This window comes from Paracoccus gahaiensis (assembly GCF_005048225.1).
Taxonomy (GTDB): Bacteria; Pseudomonadota; Alphaproteobacteria; order Rhodobacterales; family Rhodobacteraceae; genus Paracoccus; species Paracoccus gahaiensis.
In genome coordinates, this window is the sequence record NZ_SUNI01000013.1 from 63,189 (window position 1) to 79,189 (window position 16,001).

Annotated in this window: 10 protein-coding genes; 6 read left to right on the plus strand and 4 right to left on the minus strand. The window is 68.5% G+C overall.

The genetic code is table 11. The features are described from left to right. Positions 1-30: 30 nt before the first annotated feature. From FA743_RS13340 to FA743_RS13350, 3 genes are all read right to left on the minus strand, one after another. The gene (locus FA743_RS13340) at positions 31-1,830 is read right to left on the minus strand and encodes an NAD(P)/FAD-dependent oxidoreductase (RefSeq protein ID WP_136886600.1); all 1,800 of its coding nucleotides are present in this window, start codon (positions 1,828-1,830) and stop codon (positions 31-33) included. Between the two features lie 154 nt (positions 1,831-1,984). After that, entirely contained in the window at positions 1,985-3,721 is a 1,737-nt protein-coding gene (locus tag FA743_RS13345) for a sigma-54-dependent Fis family transcriptional regulator (RefSeq protein WP_136886601.1), read from the minus strand. Positions 3,722-3,914: 193 nt separating this feature from the next. After that, entirely contained in the window at positions 3,915-5,228 is a 1,314-nt protein-coding gene (locus tag FA743_RS13350) for an esterase-like activity of phytase family protein (RefSeq protein ID WP_136886602.1), read from the minus strand. 244 nt (positions 5,229-5,472) lie between these two features. Here FA743_RS13350 and FA743_RS13355 point away from each other — a divergent pair, with 244 nt between their 5' ends. The 5 genes from FA743_RS13355 to FA743_RS20800 all read left to right on the plus strand — a co-directional run bounded on the left by FA743_RS13355 (position 5,473) and on the right by FA743_RS20800 (position 13,388). Continuing rightward, positions 5,473-7,452 (plus strand): PhoX family protein, encoded by a 1,980-nt coding sequence (locus FA743_RS13355; RefSeq protein ID WP_136886603.1) that lies wholly within the window; start codon positions 5,473-5,475, stop codon positions 7,450-7,452. A gap of 254 nt (positions 7,453-7,706) precedes the next feature. Then, positions 7,707-8,537, plus strand: a complete 831-nt coding sequence (locus tag FA743_RS13360) for a GNAT family N-acetyltransferase (RefSeq protein ID WP_136886604.1) — start codon at positions 7,707-7,709, stop codon at positions 8,535-8,537. Positions 8,538-8,871: 334 nt separating this feature from the next. Then, a complete protein-coding gene (locus FA743_RS13365; RefSeq protein ID WP_136886605.1) occupies positions 8,872-10,443 on the plus strand; it encodes a hypothetical protein in 1,572 nt (523 codons plus the stop codon). A 128-nt stretch (positions 10,444-10,571) separates the two neighbouring features. Then, a complete protein-coding gene (locus FA743_RS13370) occupies positions 10,572-11,240 on the plus strand; it encodes a hypothetical protein (protein WP_136886606.1) in 669 nt (222 codons plus the stop codon). A gap of 3 nt (positions 11,241-11,243) precedes the next feature. Beyond that, positions 11,244-13,388 carry a sulfatase-like hydrolase/transferase gene (locus tag FA743_RS20800; RefSeq protein ID WP_136886607.1) on the plus strand — a complete coding sequence of 715 codons (2,145 nt, stop codon included), beginning with the start codon at positions 11,244-11,246 and terminating at the stop codon, positions 13,386-13,388. A gap of 172 nt (positions 13,389-13,560) precedes the next feature. Here the strand turns inward: FA743_RS20800 and FA743_RS13380 are convergent, their stop codons facing one another. After that, positions 13,561-14,130, minus strand: a complete 570-nt coding sequence (locus FA743_RS13380; RefSeq protein ID WP_136886608.1) for a type 1 glutamine amidotransferase domain-containing protein — start codon at positions 14,128-14,130, stop codon at positions 13,561-13,563. A gap of 566 nt (positions 14,131-14,696) precedes the next feature. Here FA743_RS13380 and FA743_RS13385 point away from each other — a divergent pair. Continuing rightward, the gene (locus tag FA743_RS13385) at positions 14,697-16,001 is read left to right on the plus strand and encodes a CitMHS family transporter (RefSeq protein ID WP_136886609.1); all 1,305 of its coding nucleotides are present in this window, start codon (positions 14,697-14,699) and stop codon (positions 15,999-16,001) included.

Here is a 16,001-nt window from a genome sequence, read left to right on the forward strand (position 1 = left end):
CGGCCCGGCTGCGCGCCGGGCCGAAGGGGATCATTTCAGGTGATGGACCTCCTGCAGCCCGTGCACGGGGGTGTCGATCCCCTCGGCCCGCGCCTTCAGCTGCAGCGCCAGATACAGCGAGTAATGCCGCGACTGGTGCAGGTTGCCGCCGTGGAACCACAGATGCGGCTGCTGCGTGGGCTTCCACATGTTGCGCTGCTCGCCTTCCCAGGGGCCGGGATCCTTGGTGGTGTCCGAGCCCAGCCCCCAGACCTTGCCCACCTTGTCGGCCACGTCCTGCCCGATCAGATCCGCCGCCCATCCGTTCATCGACCCGTAGCCGGTCGCATAGACGATCAGATCGGCGGGCAGCTCCTCGCCCGTGTCCAGAAGGACGCCGTTCTCGGTGATCTCGACCAGCTGGCCATGGGCCAGCTTGATCTTGCCATCGATGATCAGCTGGCTTGCGCCCACGTCGATGTAATAGCCCGACCCGCGGCGCAGGTATTTCATGAACAGCCCGCTGTCATCGTCGCCGAAGTCCAGCTTGAACCCGGCCTTCTCCAGCCCCGCATAGAAGTCGGCATCGCGCTCGCGGATCTGGTCATAGAGCGGCTTTTGCCATTGGTGCATGATCCGGTAGGGCAGCGAGGCAAAGATTAGGTCGGCCTTTTCGGTGGTCATGCCGCCCGCCACCGCCTCTTCGGAATAAAGCGCGCCCAGCCCGATCTCCATCAGGCTGTCGGACTTGACGATATGGGTCGAGGACCGCTGCAGCATGGTCACGTCGGCATCGTGTTCCCACAGCGCTGCCGCGATGTCATGGGCCGAGTTGTTCGACCCCACGATCACCACCTTCTTCCCCGCATAGGCATCCGGGCCGGGATGCTGAGAGGAATGGTGCTGTTCGCCCTTGAAGCGGTCCATGCCCGGAAAATCCGGGATGTTGGGCTTGCCCGACATGCCGGTCGCCAGCACCAGCTCCTTGGGGTGCAGGGTCACCTCGGCGCCGTCGCGGTCGACCACGACCGTCCAATGGCCCGCCGCCGCGTCATAGCTGGCGCTTTTGCAGGCGGTGCGGGTCCAGTAGGTCAGCTCCATGACCTTGGTGTACATCTCCAGCCAGTCGCCGATCTTGTCCTTGGGGGCGAAGACCGGCCAGGTGTCGGGAAACTTCATGTAGGGCAAGTGGTCGTACCAGACCGGATCGTGCAGGCACAGTGACTTGTAGCGCCGCCGCCAGCTGTCGCCGGGGCGGTCGTTCGTGTCGATGATGATCGCGGGCACGCCCAGATGGCGCAGCCGCGCGCCAAGCGCGATGCCCCCCTGCCCGCCGCCGACGATCAGCGTGTGCGGCTGGCGGGTGTATCCCAGCTCGGCCGTCTCGGCCTCGCGCTCCTCGCGCCAGCTGGGGCGGTTCTTGCCGGCGCCGTGCCTGGCCCCCATCGGCCGCGAGGCCCCCTTGGCCTCCTCGTGGCCCTTGAGTTCCTGCAGCGCAGTCAGCAGCGTCCAGATGCGCCCGTCCTTCAGCCGCATCAGCCCATAGCCGCGCCCGACCTTCGTCTCGAAGCGGAACCAGGCGGTCAGCACGCCCTCCTCCTCGGACGGGATCTCGGCCTCGTCCAGCTGCCAGCCCGAGGGGCGGACATGGGCCAGCTGCGCGCGCAGCATCTCGGCCACCTGATCCGGCCCCTCCATCGTGCGGATGTTCCAGGTCAGGCTGACCAGATCGCGCCAATGGCAATCGGTGGTGAACAGTGCCGTGGCGCGGTCGATCTCGCCGGCCTCCAGCGCGGCGCCCAGCTCGTCCAGAACGGCTTGCGCCCCCTGCGACAGGTTCGTGTCCAGCATGTCGATCCTCCCTCGTGATCCGTCTCCCACGGATGAGGATGTGGGCCGGATCGGCGCCAGACCAGAGAAAACGCCCGCCGCAGCGCGGCAATCGCATGCCGCAGCGCAACAATGTTGCGCCTGCAACGCCGCGCAACGGCCCCGCGCAACCGGCCTAGTCGGTCGGCGTCAGCCCCATCGCCCGCATCCGCCTGAGCACGGTCGAGCGGTTGACCCCCAGCCTGCGGGCCGCCAGCGCCATGTTGCCGCCGCAAGCCGCCAGCACGGCGCGCAGATCCTCGGAGGGTGGAGCCGCGGGCGCTGCGTCCAGCGGAGATGGCGGCAGGTCGTGGGTGTCGATCACCCGGCCCTCGGCCAGCAGCGCGGCGGTCTGCAGGGTGGCTGCCAGCTCGCGCAGGTTGCCGGGCCAGCGGCGGGCCTTCAGCTCGGCCCGCGCGCCCGCCGACAGGCGCATCCCGTCGACGGCGGCGCTGCGCATGAGCCGCTCCAGCAGCCAGTCCAGGTCCTGGCGCAGATGCAGCGGCGGCAGGTCCAGCACCGCCCCGGCGATGCGGAAGAACAGATCGGCGCGAAAGGCCCCCGCGCGCACTTGCCCGGCCAGATCGACCCGGGTCGTGGCGATGACCCGCAGGGTCGACCGGGCCAAGAGGCGCAGCAAGACCCCCTGTCCCGCCGCATCCAGATCCTCGACGCCCTTCAGGAACAGCGTCCCCGGCCCGGCCTCGTCCGCCGCCGCGATCCCGTCCGCCTCGCCCCCGGCGCAATCGACGATGCGGAAGGCCGCGGCATCGGGGCGGCACATGTGGATGGCGCGGGCCAGCCGGTCCTTGCCGGTGCCCGTCTCGCCCTGGATCAGCAGCGGGACGGGGCTGCCGGCCAGCCGCGCCGCCCGTCCCAGCAGCGCCTGCATGTCCGGATCGGGCCCGGCCAGGCTGGACAGGCCCCCCGGCAGCAGCGGCTGGCCGCGCGGCAGGCGGGCGGTCTGCGGCGCGATCGCATGGCCGAACAGCGCCCGGCCATCGGGCAGGCGGATCACCCGGTCCTCGGTCGGGCGGCCCCGCATCAGGTCGGGAAGATCGTCCACCGACAGATCCGCCACCTGATCCAGCCGCCGGCCCAGCAGCGGCGCGCCCGGCGACAGCGCCAGCTCTGCCGCATGGGTGATGCCGATGATCCGGCCCCCCGCGTCCAGCGCGATGGCGGCCTCGGGATCGACCTCCAGGAATTCGGGGCTGGAGGACAGGCGCAGCACCCACTCCCGCCGGGTCATCGCCATCAGGTTCGCCATCTCGACCCGCCGGGCCGAGGTCCGGACCAGCCCCATCGCCAGGTTCTGGCTGGCCTTGGGCTGAGGAGAGCGCAGCAGCGACAGATCCAGCACCGCCGCCAGCTGCCCCGACGTGTCGAAGATCGGCGCCGAGGTGCAGGACAAGGGCACGTGATGCAGGTCGAAATGGTCGCTCTGATGGATGGTCACGGCCTCGCCGGTGACGATGCAGGCGCCGACCCCGCAGGTGCCGGCGATATGTTCGGACCAGTCCGATCCCAGATACAGCCCCGCCGCCCGCAGGTCGTCCTCGAACCGCGTGTCGCCGAAGAAATCCACGGTGACGCCCTTGGCATCGGCCAGCAGCAGCACGTAGTTCTGCCCCGCCACCTGCCGGAACAGCGCCCCCAGCCCTGCGCGCGCGATGGCGATCAGGCGTTCGGACTGGGCGCGATGGTCGCGCAGCTCGGCCTCGGTGACGATATGCGCGGGCGAGGGGCGGGCCGGGTCCAGCCCGTGATGCTCCACGCAACGCCGCCAGCTGTCCGAGACGACATTGTCGCGCCCGGTGGCCTGTCCGCGCAGCACCCGGTCGATCTCGAACACATGATCCGCGTTGCGCATGGCCTCCCCCCTCCCCGAAGGCGTCCCGTCCGCATCTGGCCACGGGGGAGGCCCGCCTGTCCAGACCCACTCTGGTCGGAGGCAGGCCCCCGGCCCGGACCTGCGGTTTCGCAACGAAACCTTTGTACAAGGCACTGAAAAGGCATGTTTTTGGAGGTTCAGCCCCGGATTGTGGGCGGTTTGGTCCGCCCCCTCACTCCGCCATCAGGAAATCCCGCACGTCGAGCAGCATGATCTCGTTGTCATCGGCCTGCCCCTGCGCGCGCCCGACCGAAAAGGGATAGTTGTTGTCATTGGCCACGACGATCTGGCTGTCATCGACCCGGTCGACATTCTCGATGGTGACGAAGGGAAAGGTGAAGATGCCGTCGATGGTGCCGCGGGGGGCGATGCCGTCGGGGTCCTCGATCTGCATCAGGTCGAGATAGGCGATCTTCTCCAGCACGCCATTCTCGTCCAGCCGCTCGAGATCGACCAGATAGATGCGCTTGAAGGCGGCGGGAGTCTCGGCCCAGCCTTCGCGGGGATCGCCCTGGCCATTGTCGCGCTCGATGATCAGGCCCCGCGTGCCGCCGATCAGGTTGAAATCGCCGATCGCGTGATCGGGTGCCTCCAGCGGGTAATAGCGGACCCGGTCGCTGAAAGCCCCGGTCTGGGCATCGAGCTCGAACAGCCGCAGCACCGGGACGCCGTCCACGGTCTCGGGCGCGTCGGCAGCCGCGTCCCAGACCGGCTTTTCCAGCAGCGGATAGAGGGTCTGCCCATCTTCCGAGAGCGCCATGCCCTCGTACCCGCCCGAACGGAAGACGACGACCTCCTCGGGCAGGGCCGCGCCGGGATTGGGCGCGGCGACGAAGGCATTGTCGGGGGCGCGCAGCAGGGTGCCGCCCGGCTCGGTGGCCACGACCGTCTGCACCTCGCCCGCGCCGTTCACCCGGATCAGCCAGGGGCCGAACTCGTCGCCCAGCCAATAGCCGTCGCCCACCGGCTGGATGGATTCGAGGTCGAAATCGGCGCCGGTCAGGAAGCGGCCAGGGGTCGCCTCGTTCATGATCGGGAAGGGCACCTTCTGGTCCGGGTCCGACAGCCGGATCGTCCGCTCGATGGCGACGCGACCGCTGTCCCAGTCCGGCCGGACGATGTTGACCATCAGGATGACATCTGAGGAATTGGCCTTGGTGCCGAAGCCGTTGTCGGTCAGCACCAGAAAGCGCCCGTCGCCAAGCGACCGGATGCCGGAAAAGCCCTGCAGCGGCTGGCCCGGGAAGGGCAGCGCCAGCCCGTTCGCCGCCTGGACCTCGGAATACAGATCCGTGACGCGGCCCTCTGCCCCGGTGAACCGGCCCGAGACGTTGTAATGCGCCCCGGCGCCCTCGGGTGCGGGAACGAAGGTCGCGCCGGGCAATTGGGCATGGGCCGTCAGGCGGGCGGGGAAGGCCTGCTGAGCCTGGGCGCAGGTCGTCCCCAGGATCGCCAGAAGCGCGGCAGCGGTGAATGTGGTCGTCATCCCGGAATGTCCTTCTTGTCGTCGCGCGGGGATCTTGCCCCCGCATCAGGGGCCCGGTGTGGCCGTGGTCTGTAACCGGCCGGGGACAGGCGTCCGAAGGTTTCGTGACAGAGCCGGCAGGGTCTTCTGGGGGGCTGCGGGAACCCCTGCCCTGCAGGCATTTACGGATATCATACTGAACTGACGCGTTTCTGTTGCACGACTGGCGTACCACGCGGTCACCAAGCAAATGCCAGGACCCGACATGACCGATATGCGCCAGAGCCAGATCTTCCGCACCTCCAAGCTGGAAGAGGCCGATGGGCCGGGGCACAATCCCACGACCTCGCCCACGATGGGCGACATCATCGCCGCCCGCTTCTCGCGCCGCGGGTTCCTGCGGGGCTCGATGGCCTCGGCGGCCATCGCCGCCACCGTCTCGCCGGTCGCGCTGCTGGCGGCGGGCGAGGCGCGGGCCGCCACCGGCTCGGTCTTCAATTTCCCCGAGGTCGAGGCCGGCGTCGATGCCGATCACCACGTGGCGCAGGGCTATGATGCCGACGTGCTGATCCGGTGGGGCGACAAGGTCTTTGCCGATGCGCCCGATTTCGACCCGCTGGACCAGTCCGAGGCCGCGCAGGAACGCCAGTTCGGCTATAACAACGACTTCGTGGGCTTCATTCCGCTGGACGGCGCGACCGATCGCGGCCTGCTGGTGGTCAATCACGAATACACCAACGAGCACCTGATGTTCCCGGGCATCGTGACCATGCAGAACGGCGAGATGGTCGTGGCCGACGCCACCGAGGAACGCGCCAATATCGAGATGGCCGCCCATGGCGGTACCGTGATCGAGATCCGGCGCGAGACCGGCAAGTGGCAGCCTGTCACCGACAGCCCGCTGAACCGCCGCATCACCGCCAAGACCCAGATGGAGATGACCGGCCCCGCCGCCGGCCATGACCGCATGAAGACCTCCGAGGACAGCTCGGGCCGCACGGTCTTCGGCACGATCAACAACTGCGCCGGGGGCGTGACCCCCTGGGGCACCTACATCATGGCCGAGGAGAACATCCACGGCTATTTCCTGGGCGAACTGCCCGAGGGTCACGCCGAGGCCGCGAATTACGAGCGTCTCGGCCTGCCGGGTGCGTCCTATCAATGGGGCAATTTCCACAAGCGCTTCGATGTGGGGCAGGAGCCGAACGAGCCCAACCGCTTTGGCTGGATCATCGAGGTCGATGTGATGGACCCCAACTCGGTCCCCAAGAAGCGCACCGCGATGGGCCGCTTCAAGCACGAGGGCGCCGAAAGCGTGGTGGCCGCGGATGGCCGCGTGGTCTTCTATCTGGGCGATGACGAGCGTTTCGACTATGTCTACAAGTTCGTGACGGCGGGCACCTACAACCCCGACGACCGCGCCGCCAACATGGACTTGCTGAACGAGGGCACGCTTTATGTCGCGCGCTTCGACGAGGACGGCGCGATGGTCTGGCTGCCGCTGGTGCATGGCGAGGGCCCGCTGACCGCCGAAAACGGCTTTGCCAGCCAGGCGGACGTGATGATCGAGACGCGCCGCGCCGCCGATCTTCTGGAAGCGACGCCGATGGACCGCCCCGAGGATATCGAGCCGAACCCGGCCAGCGGGCGCGTCTATGTCATGCTGACCAACAACACCCGCCGCGAAGAGGCGAATGCCGCCAACCCGCGCGTCGAGAACGCCTTCGGCCATATCATCGAGATCCTGGAAACCGATGGTGATTTCACCGCGACCGAAGGCACCTGGGAGATCCTGGTGAAATGCGGCGATCCGTCGGTGGCCGAGGTCGGCGCAACCTTCTCGACCGAGACGACGAAGAACGGCTGGTTCGGCATGCCCGACAATGCCGCGATCGACGCCGATGGCCGGCTGTGGGTCTCGACCGACGGAAACTCGATGGCCGATACGGGTCGCACGGACGGGCTGTGGGCGGTCGATACCGAGGGCGATGCGCGGGGCACCTCGCGGCTCTTCTACCGGGTGCCGGTGGGCGCCGAGCTGTGCGGCCCCTGCCCGACCGAGGACATGACGACCTTCTTCGTCGCCGTCCAGCATCCCGGCGATGGCGGCGATGACTGGGAGGGGCATGGCCGTCCGTCCTTCTACGAGGATCTGTCCACCCGCTGGCCGGATTTCGACGACGCGATGCCGGTCCGCCCGGCGGTGGTCGCCATCACCCGCCAGGATGGCGGCCGGATCGGCTGACCTGCGGCGATTGACGGATTGCGGGGGCGGCGGGCATGGTCCGCCGCCCTTTTCCGTCTCACGGGGCCGGGATCTTGGTCGCCTGTGGGGGGCGGACCACCTCGGCGGCGCGGTGCCGAAGCGGCGCCCGATGACCCGGCTGCGGCGGCAGGTTCTGCGTCAGGCTGCGTGGCGGACGGCGCAAGACTGTGTCACAGCGCGCTGAACGGGCGCGGACGCCGCCCCCTTCGCCCCCTGGGCAGCCAGGAAGCCCCATGTCCGAGACGACCCTGACCTTCGCCCCTTTCGGGCCCTCCCACCTGCCCGGCGCGCTGGCCCTGTCGCAGGCCGAGCACTGGCCGCACCGGGCCGAGGACTGGGCGATGGTCCTGTCGCTCGGCCGGGGCGTGGTCGCGCTGGATCAGGGCCGGGTGGCGGGCACGGCGCTGGTGACGCGCTTCGGCGAGGTGGGACTGGTGAACATGATCATCGTCGGCGCCGCGCTGCGCGGGCGGGGTCTGGGACGCCGGCTGGTCGAGGCCGCGATGGCCCGTGCCGATGTGACCGAGTTCCGCCTGATCGCCACCCCGGCGGGGCTGCCCCTCTACCGCAACATGGGCTTTCACGAGACCGGAGAGATCGTTCAGCATCAGGGTTTTGCCGCGCCCGTGCCGTTCGAGGCCCCCGATGTCAGCGGGGCCGCCCTGCCCGATCTGGCCGCCCTCGCCGCGCTGGATCTGCGGGCCACGGGCATGGACCGGGCGCGGCTGATCGACCACATCCTGCGGCAGGGGCGCATCGCGGTGCGGCGGCAGGACAGCCGGATCACCGCATGGGCCGGCCTGCGCCCGTTCGGGCGCGGTCTGGTCGCCGGGCCGGTCATCGCCCCGGATGCGGACAGCGCCCGGACCCTGCTGTGCCGCGTCATGGCCGACCACCCCGGCGCCTTCCTGAGGGTGGACACGCAGGCCGACAGCGGCCTGCCGCCCTGGCTCGAGACCCTGAACCTGACCCGCGTGGGCGGCGGTATCGCCATGTCCACCGCCCCCCGCCCCAGGACCGATCCGCTGCGCAGCTTTGCTCTCGCCGCACAGGCGTTCGGCTGAAAGAAGGACCAGCGGCTTGCCAGGTGTCTGGTCGAGCCGGACCGGGTCCGCGGCAAGTCGGATCTGCGCCGCCCGCGGATCGCGCGCCCCGCCTGAAAGCCCGGCGCCGGATTTGACCGGTGCGACCGCGCGCGTGTTGTTCAGCGCCAGATCGCGCCCGCCGCTGCGGGTCTGCGGCCCTGCCGACACCCGGGGCACCCCTGCGCTGCGCCTCCGGACAAAAATCCAGACCGCTTCCCGCATTGCCCTGTGGACCTGATGAAAAGACACGGATATCGTGACGGCAATCGCGGACGTCATCTCTGCGACGTGCCGAAGCGAGTTGCGAACAGCCATGACCCACGACTCCGACAGCGACCCTGCCCAGGACGCAGGATTGGCCGCCCTGCGCCTCATTCTGGACAACCTGCTCTCGCGCCTCGGCGGTCAGGATGCAGAGGGCGGGGTCACGGCGCGCAGGCTCGACGGCCCCGGCGCCTCGATGGCCGTGTCGGTCGATGACGATGGGGGGAATGTCTTCTTCCGTCTCGAGATGCATGATGGCCCGATGTCCCCGCTGGTGCGCCTGAACGCGCCGACCGCACCGGGGGATCATATCATCCCGATCATCGAGAATGCCGATGGCACGACCGCCTTCGGCATCGACATGCGGGATGGCAGCCTTTATCCGCAGCCCCCGGACAGGCGCGACGGCGCGACGATCGACTTCGTGGACCCGGACAATCTGGGCGATGCGTGGAACGCCATCCAGAGCAGGGACGAATTCGGCCCGGTGATCCGCTACCTGTCGCGCCAATGGCGCGAGACATGGGGCTTTGAAAAACGCGGCGCGATCACCCTGGCGCAGACCTATGATCCGGCTCTGGGGGTCGTGGCCTTCGGCGGCGGCAGCGCGGGTGTCGTCCGCCCGATCGCCGAGGATTTCCGCTATCATCTGATCGACGAGACGCTGCGCTCGCCGGAAGACGGCGAGGCGGCCTCGGCGCTGGCCGTCGCGTTTCTCGAGGGGGAATATGCCGCGCGCCGGGCCTTGCCGACGGTGGTGGCCCTGACGCGGGTCGTCGCCTCGACCGTCGAGGCCGACGCGCTGCCCGGCTCGGCGCCGCGTCTGGCGCTTCGGGCCCGTGTCGCTGCAGCGCGCCAGGCGCTCGTGCCCTGGGGGAAGGAGCTGTTCGTGGACCGGATCAGCCTGTCGCTGCTGGAAGGCGCCCCGCAGACCCTGCGGGCCACGGCCGATCTGCATTATGCCGCCGTGGCCAACAGCCTGCGTCAGGAGATCGCCGAGGCCGCCGGGCAGGCGCCCCTGCCGGTGGTCGTCGTCAGCCAATCCGCCGGCACGCGCGGCGATGGCACCTCCGAGGTGATCCTGGCGGAAGGCGAGCTGGACTGGGCGCATTGGTCGCTTGGGCTGATCGTGGCCACGCCCCGCTATCCCTTTCCGCTGCAACCGGGGACTGCGGCGGCCCTGACCCCCGAGGCGGCGATGCAGGTCAGCGAGCTGGAGGCCCTGGCGGCCAACGAGCGTCTGGCGGGCCGCGACTGGTACGGGCCCAGCCTGGGTGCCAAGGCCACGCGTGCGGGGCCTATCATCACGGTGCCCTTCACCGCCATGTCGGCGCTTGTCCTGCGGGACCCGGAGCGGCACGGCTTCTGCGTCGACGGGGTCACGAACGGGGCCGTCATCGCCTCGGTCGAGGTCAGGGGCACCGATGCCCTTCTGACGATGACCGACGATCCGACCGGCGCGCTGACCGTCCGCTATGCCTTCGGAGAGACCGGCGATCGCGGCGACGGCTTTCCCTGCAACCGGGGCTCGCTGACGGACGGCTGGTCCAAACCCAGCCTCACCGGGGCCGGAACCACCTTGTATCGTTATGCGCGCGCGGGCCGCGTCCCTGTTTTCTGAGGAAGATCATTTTGGCACTTGCCGTTCTGGACCTGACGGTCCCTCGCCCGACCGCGGACCGGCGTTTATGGACCGATCAGTTCAGGGCATTTCCGGCCCTTCGGACCTGGTGGACCACGGTGCGGCGCATGTCCCGCCCGGACCCCGTGACGGGGCTGCCCTGCATCCGTCCCCGCATCGGAGATCTGGAGCTGACGACCACTCCGGTCGATCCGCCGCGGCCCTTCGCCTGGCAGGACGAGGGCGAGCATGAGGCCGCCGCCTTCGATGCCGCGTTGGGCAAGGATCAGACGGATCTTGTCTTTCGGCATCCGGCGCTGACCGGCCTCTGGTCGTTCGTCCATATCCGCCGCGTCGGCAAGGGGCGGGCCTGGAGCATCCAGACCAATCCCGATGCCACGGGCAGCCTGACGATCCAGGACAACCCGCTGCGGTCGGCCACCGAGGGCTGCATGAACCTGAACGTCCTGGGCACGAGCGTGGATCAGCGGGCGACCTATACCCGGGGCCCGGTGACCGGCGCCCGCAGCACGACCTTTCAGACCATCGATTTCACCGCCGGATCGCTCACGGGGGCGGTGAACGACGATGCCCCCCTGACTGCGGCCTGGCCGGCATGGGCCGCGCAGGCCCCGCGGATCGGCCCGATCTGGAAGCTCCGCATCGGCGAGGGGCGCGCGAACGCTCCCTTCACCGGGACCTATCTCGACTTCGCCCTGATCGAGGGCGACATCTTCGCGATGCCCCGGCTTCGCGCGCTGTTCCTGAACTATGCCGAAAGCACCTATCAAGGATAACCCATGCCCAATATCCTGTTCATCGCGGCGGACGATCTGGTGCATGTGGACCGTCTTCTGTCCCTGCTGATCCCGGGGTTCGATCTGCCGAACCTGCGCCGGCTGGCCGACACGGGAACCGATTTCAACCGCGCCTATTGCGCCGTGCCCGTCTGCGAGCCGGCCAGAACGGCTGTCATGACGGGCCTGTCCCCCGCCGATACCAAGTCCTTCGATCTGTCGCAGGGGTGGGAAAACCTCGTTCATCCGCGAAACACCTGGCTCTATCGGCTGCGCAAGGCCGGATTCTATACCGGCACCACCGGGAAGGTCTTTCACGGCTATCGCCCGCAGCCTGCGACCGTCTACCGCGAACTCTACGACTCGCCCCCCTTTGCGACCGGGCCGTTCAACCCTGCCACGCCGATCGAGAACCGGGGCGGGATGTGCGGCCAGGTCTATGCCGAGGACGCGCCTTGGTACGATGCAAGCCGGGCGGACGACACGATCCATGCCCTCGCCCATGTCCTGCCGACGGATCGGCCCTGGTACTGGGAATGCGGGTTTCACCACCCGCATACTCCCTGGACGACCCCCGCGCGGATCCATGATCGGGTCGCCCTCGACGATGTGATCATGCCGTCGGACTGGAAGGGCGGGTTCGACACCATGCCCTTCGTCAACCAGTTCATCACCTCGGGCACCCTGAACTACGCGTCATCCGATCCCGCCGAGTGGACCGACGAACAGGTTCTGTATGTGCGCAGGACGATCCGCAACTATGCGGCCGGCTGCCTGTGGATGGATGAACAGCTGGGGCGCGTTCTGGATGCGTTGGGGGCCTCTCCCCACGCGGACAAGACCGTCGTGACCTTCTACAGCGATCACGGCTATCACCTGTCCGACCACGGGAGATGGCACAAGTTCACGCTGTACGAGCAATGCGCGCTGGCGCCGATGCTGATCAGGGTGCCCGGGCAGACGCCCCGGAAGGTCACGCAGCCGGTCAGCCATGTCGATCTGGGGGCCACCATCCTGGACCTTTGCGGCCTGCCGGTGCCCGACAGCTTCATGGGGCAGAGCCTGCGGCCCTGGATCGAGGGCGCGACGCCCGCGCCGCGCGCCATTCCGACCTTCTGGTACGGGTCGGTCAGCATCGCCAAGCACGACAAGCGGGTCACCGTCTATCAGGACGGCACGGGCGAGATGTTCGATCTGGAGGCCGACCCCTGGTCCGTCAGGAACATCGCCGCGACGGATCCCGACCATGCGGCCCTGCGCGAGGAATGCATCCTGACCGCCCACGCATGGGGCATGCTGATCGTGGAGGAGGCGATCGACACCTCGCGGCCCAGCAACATCCAGTCCTTCCTGGGGACCAAGGTCACGGATCAGCGCTTTGCCACCAGCTTCGTGGCCTTGGGGGACCTGCACAGCAAGGGGCGCTCGCCGAACCATCAGCGGATGTATTCGAACTCGCAGGTCGGGCAGACCGAGGTGCGCATTCCGCCCCATATCGAGGATTTCCAGTTGCTCGGCCTGCACAGCGCGGCGATCAAGATCGTCGGCAATGCCTTGGACAACAAGATCGTCATGTCGGACGTCTACTACAAAAGGATCGAGCTGGATCTGGGCGACGGCGATGACGAGAACGTCTCTCCGGGGCGGACGCAGATCGTGGCCTATGGGGGCCGCGGGAACGACATCCTGCGGGCCGGCTCCTGGGGCAAGAACCGGCTTTACGGCGAACAGGGCAACGACACCCTCATCGGCGGCCGCGGCGACGACCTGCTCGATGGCGGGGCGGGGAATGACAGCCTCATCGGCGGCGCGGGCAACGATACGCTGATCTCGGGCTCGGGCTTCGACACGCTGATCGGCGGAGAGGGCGACGATCTGCTGATCAACGATGCCGGCGGCTCGGACATGCATGGCGGCCCTGGTGCCGACATTTTCCGTCTCTATCGGACCGGCGTGATCAGCTTTGTCCGCGACCTGACCGAGATCGACACGCTCGACCTGTCGGATTGGGGCGTACTGGGAACAGCGCTTGTCCGCCAGGTCGGCGACGACGTCGAGGTGACCGCGGGGGTTGAGAAGGTCATCTGCACCGACACCACCGTCGCGAATGTGCGGGCCCGGACGATCGGGATTCCGACGGCCGAGTGATAGCGATGCCGGCGGCGCCTTGTCACATGTCAGCCACGGCGCGACTGAGGGGCGCGGAGGGGGTCGGGAAAGCCCTAAGATGCCCGCGCCGTGCGGCTCTGAGACCCGTGAGAAAGGCCCCGCCGCGCTTTGCACGACGGGGCCTTGTTGCGGATCGGAAAGCTTCGCTTCCTCAGGCGCTGCGGGTCTGGGCCTCGTGGCGGCCTTCGGCGAATTCCTCGATCAGCTTGGCGCAGAAGGCGGGAAGATCGTCGGGGGTGCGGCTGGTCACCAGACCGCTGTCGGTCATGACCTCCTTATCCACCCAGGTGGCGCCCGCATTGGTCAGGTCGGTCCTGAGGCTGGGATAGGAGGTGACTGTGCGGCCTTGCAGGACGCCCGCCTCGATCAGCACCCAGGGGGCATGGCAGATCGCGCCGACTGGCTTGCCCTGCTCGAAGAAAGCGCGCACGAAGGCGACGGTCGCCGCGTCGGCGCGCAGCGTGTCGGCACCGACCGTGCCGCCGGGAATGACCAGCCCGTGGAAATCGTCGGCGGACAGCGACCCGACCGCGCTGTCGATGCTGTGATCAGAGCCCGGATCCAGATCCCCGTTCACGGTCGAGGCGGTGCCCGTCTGCGTGCTGACGACGGTGACGGTGGCACCCGCCTCGCGCAGGGCGGCGAGAGGCTGCGAGAACTCGGGCTCCTCGGTTCCCCGGGGCGAGATCAGAAGGGCGATGTTCTTGCCATCCAATTTCATGGGACAGTCCTTTCAACAGTGGTCATGCAGGCGCGCGGAGGGGCGACCCTGCTTCGGGCGACGAAACGCTGTGGATGGGGGGGCCGGTTCCATGCACCGCCCTTCGAGCGATGTCGGCCGTCTCTTTCTTCGCCGATCCTCGCCGCCCCCACGGCCGAGCGGGACCAGTTGTGGACCCTGTCCGCGGACATGCTGACCCGCGCCGATGACACCGGCATGATGCTGGCAATGAGCCCGGCGTCAGGCCGCTTGTGGCCGACCCTGTCGATCCTTCTGGCGACGGGCTAAGCGGACCTGCCGGCGGAGGGCGACCTGAAGCTGCCCCGATTGTCGAAACGCTATCTGCAGCACCATCGGCAGGCCAAGATCGACACGCTGGTGCCACGCCCTCGGGGGCGTCCAGCTGACCTCGCGGCGCGTCCGATGGGCGCGGTATGTGCCGCGATGCGGGATCCGCAGCCGCACGGCACCGGGCCGGGGGCCCGGCCGCTGCTGAACCGGATGACTTGGAACTCCCTGCCGTCGCCGGTATGCAGCCCGCCACGGAAGCAGGGAAGGAAAGACTGATGCTGGCATTCATCGGACTCGTCACGATCGTTCTGGTCGTGGGGTTTCTGCTTCTGGGCAAGATGTCCCCCATCGTGGCGCTGACGCTGGTCCCCATTGCCGGGGCGCTTCTGGCCGGCTTCGGCCCCGAGGCGCTGACCGAGTTCTTCAATGACGGGCTGGCGCGGGTCATGCAGATCGCGACGATGTTCGTCTTCGCGATCACCTTCTTCGGCGTGCTGCAGGATACCGGCCTGTTCCGCCCGATCATCAACGGGCTGATCCGGCTGACGCGCGGCCATGTCGTCGCGGTCACCGCCGGCACGGCGCTGGTCGGCGTTCTGGCGCATCTGGATGGCGCCGGGGCGACGACCTTCCTGCTGACCGTGCCCGCGCTGCTGCCCCTCTATCTGCGCCTCGGGATGAGCCGCTATCTGATGCTGATGATGCTGGCCATCGGCGCGGGCATCGCCAACATGCTGCCTTGGGCCGGGCCTCTGGGTCGGGCGGCGGCGGTCACCGGCCTCGATGTCACCGAATTGTGGCAGCCGCTGATCCAGGTGCAGCTGCTGGGCATCGTGCTGCTGTTGGGGCTGGCGGTGGGCCTGGGCCTGCGCGAGCAGCGCCGCATCCGCGCGGCGGGCGGCCCCGCCCCGGTCGGGGGCCATGAGGTGGGCGGCGTCGCGGCCACCGCCGACGAGGCCGCGCTAGAGCGCCGCGCCTTGCTGCCGGTGAACGGCGCGCTGTTCCTGGCGGTCATCGCGGCGCTGGTCACCGGCATCCTGCCGCCCGCGCTGATCTTCATGATCGGGCTGTCGGTTGTCCTGCTGATCAACTACCCGCAGGTCGAGATGCAGATGGACCGCATCCGCGCGCACGCCCCCTCGGCCCTGCTGATGGGCGCGATCATCCTGGCGGCGGGGACGTTCCTGGGCATCATGGACGGCACCGGGATGCTGCGCGCGATGGCGGTGGCGATGGTCTCGGTCCTGCCGGAATCCGCAGTCGGCAACCTGCACATCATCGTCGGCCTGATCGGCATGCCGCTGGAGCTGGTCCTGTCCACCGACGCCTTCTACTTCGGGATGCTGCCCATCGTGCTGGAGGTCGTGCAGCCCGCCGGCGTGCCCGCCGACCAGATCGTGCATGCGATGGTCATCGGCAATATCATCGGCACCTTCGCCAGCCCCTTCTCGCCCGCCCTGTGGCTGGCGCTTGGGCTGGCACGGGCCGATATCGGCACGCATCTGCGCTATTCCTTCTTCTGGATGTGGGGCTTCTCGCTGGTCGTCTTCGGCGCGGCGATGGCCCTGGGGCTGTTCTGA

Bases quoted from the DNA above. Each gene is read 5' to 3' on its own strand.
- FA743_RS13340 (WP_136886600.1), bottom strand. From the start codon at position 1,830: ATGCTGGACACGAACCTGTCGCAGGGGGCGCAAGCCGTTCTGGACGAG.
- FA743_RS13345 (WP_136886601.1), bottom strand. From the start codon at position 3,721: ATGCGCAACGCGGATCATGTGTTCGAGATCGACCGGGTGCTGCGCGGA.
- FA743_RS13350 (WP_136886602.1), bottom strand. From the start codon at position 5,228: ATGACGACCACATTCACCGCTGCCGCGCTTCTGGCGATCCTGGGGACG.
- FA743_RS13355 (WP_136886603.1), top strand. From the start codon at position 5,473: ATGACCGATATGCGCCAGAGCCAGATCTTCCGCACCTCCAAGCTGGAA.
- FA743_RS13360 (WP_136886604.1), top strand. From the start codon at position 7,707: ATGTCCGAGACGACCCTGACCTTCGCCCCTTTCGGGCCCTCCCACCTG.
- FA743_RS13365 (WP_136886605.1), top strand. From the start codon at position 8,872: ATGACCCACGACTCCGACAGCGACCCTGCCCAGGACGCAGGATTGGCC.
- FA743_RS13370 (WP_136886606.1), top strand. From the start codon at position 10,572: ATGTCCCGCCCGGACCCCGTGACGGGGCTGCCCTGCATCCGTCCCCGC.
- FA743_RS20800 (WP_136886607.1), top strand. From the start codon at position 11,244: ATGCCCAATATCCTGTTCATCGCGGCGGACGATCTGGTGCATGTGGAC.
- FA743_RS13380 (WP_136886608.1), bottom strand. From the start codon at position 14,130: ATGAAATTGGATGGCAAGAACATCGCCCTTCTGATCTCGCCCCGGGGA.
- FA743_RS13385 (WP_136886609.1), top strand. From the start codon at position 14,697: ATGCTGGCATTCATCGGACTCGTCACGATCGTTCTGGTCGTGGGGTTT.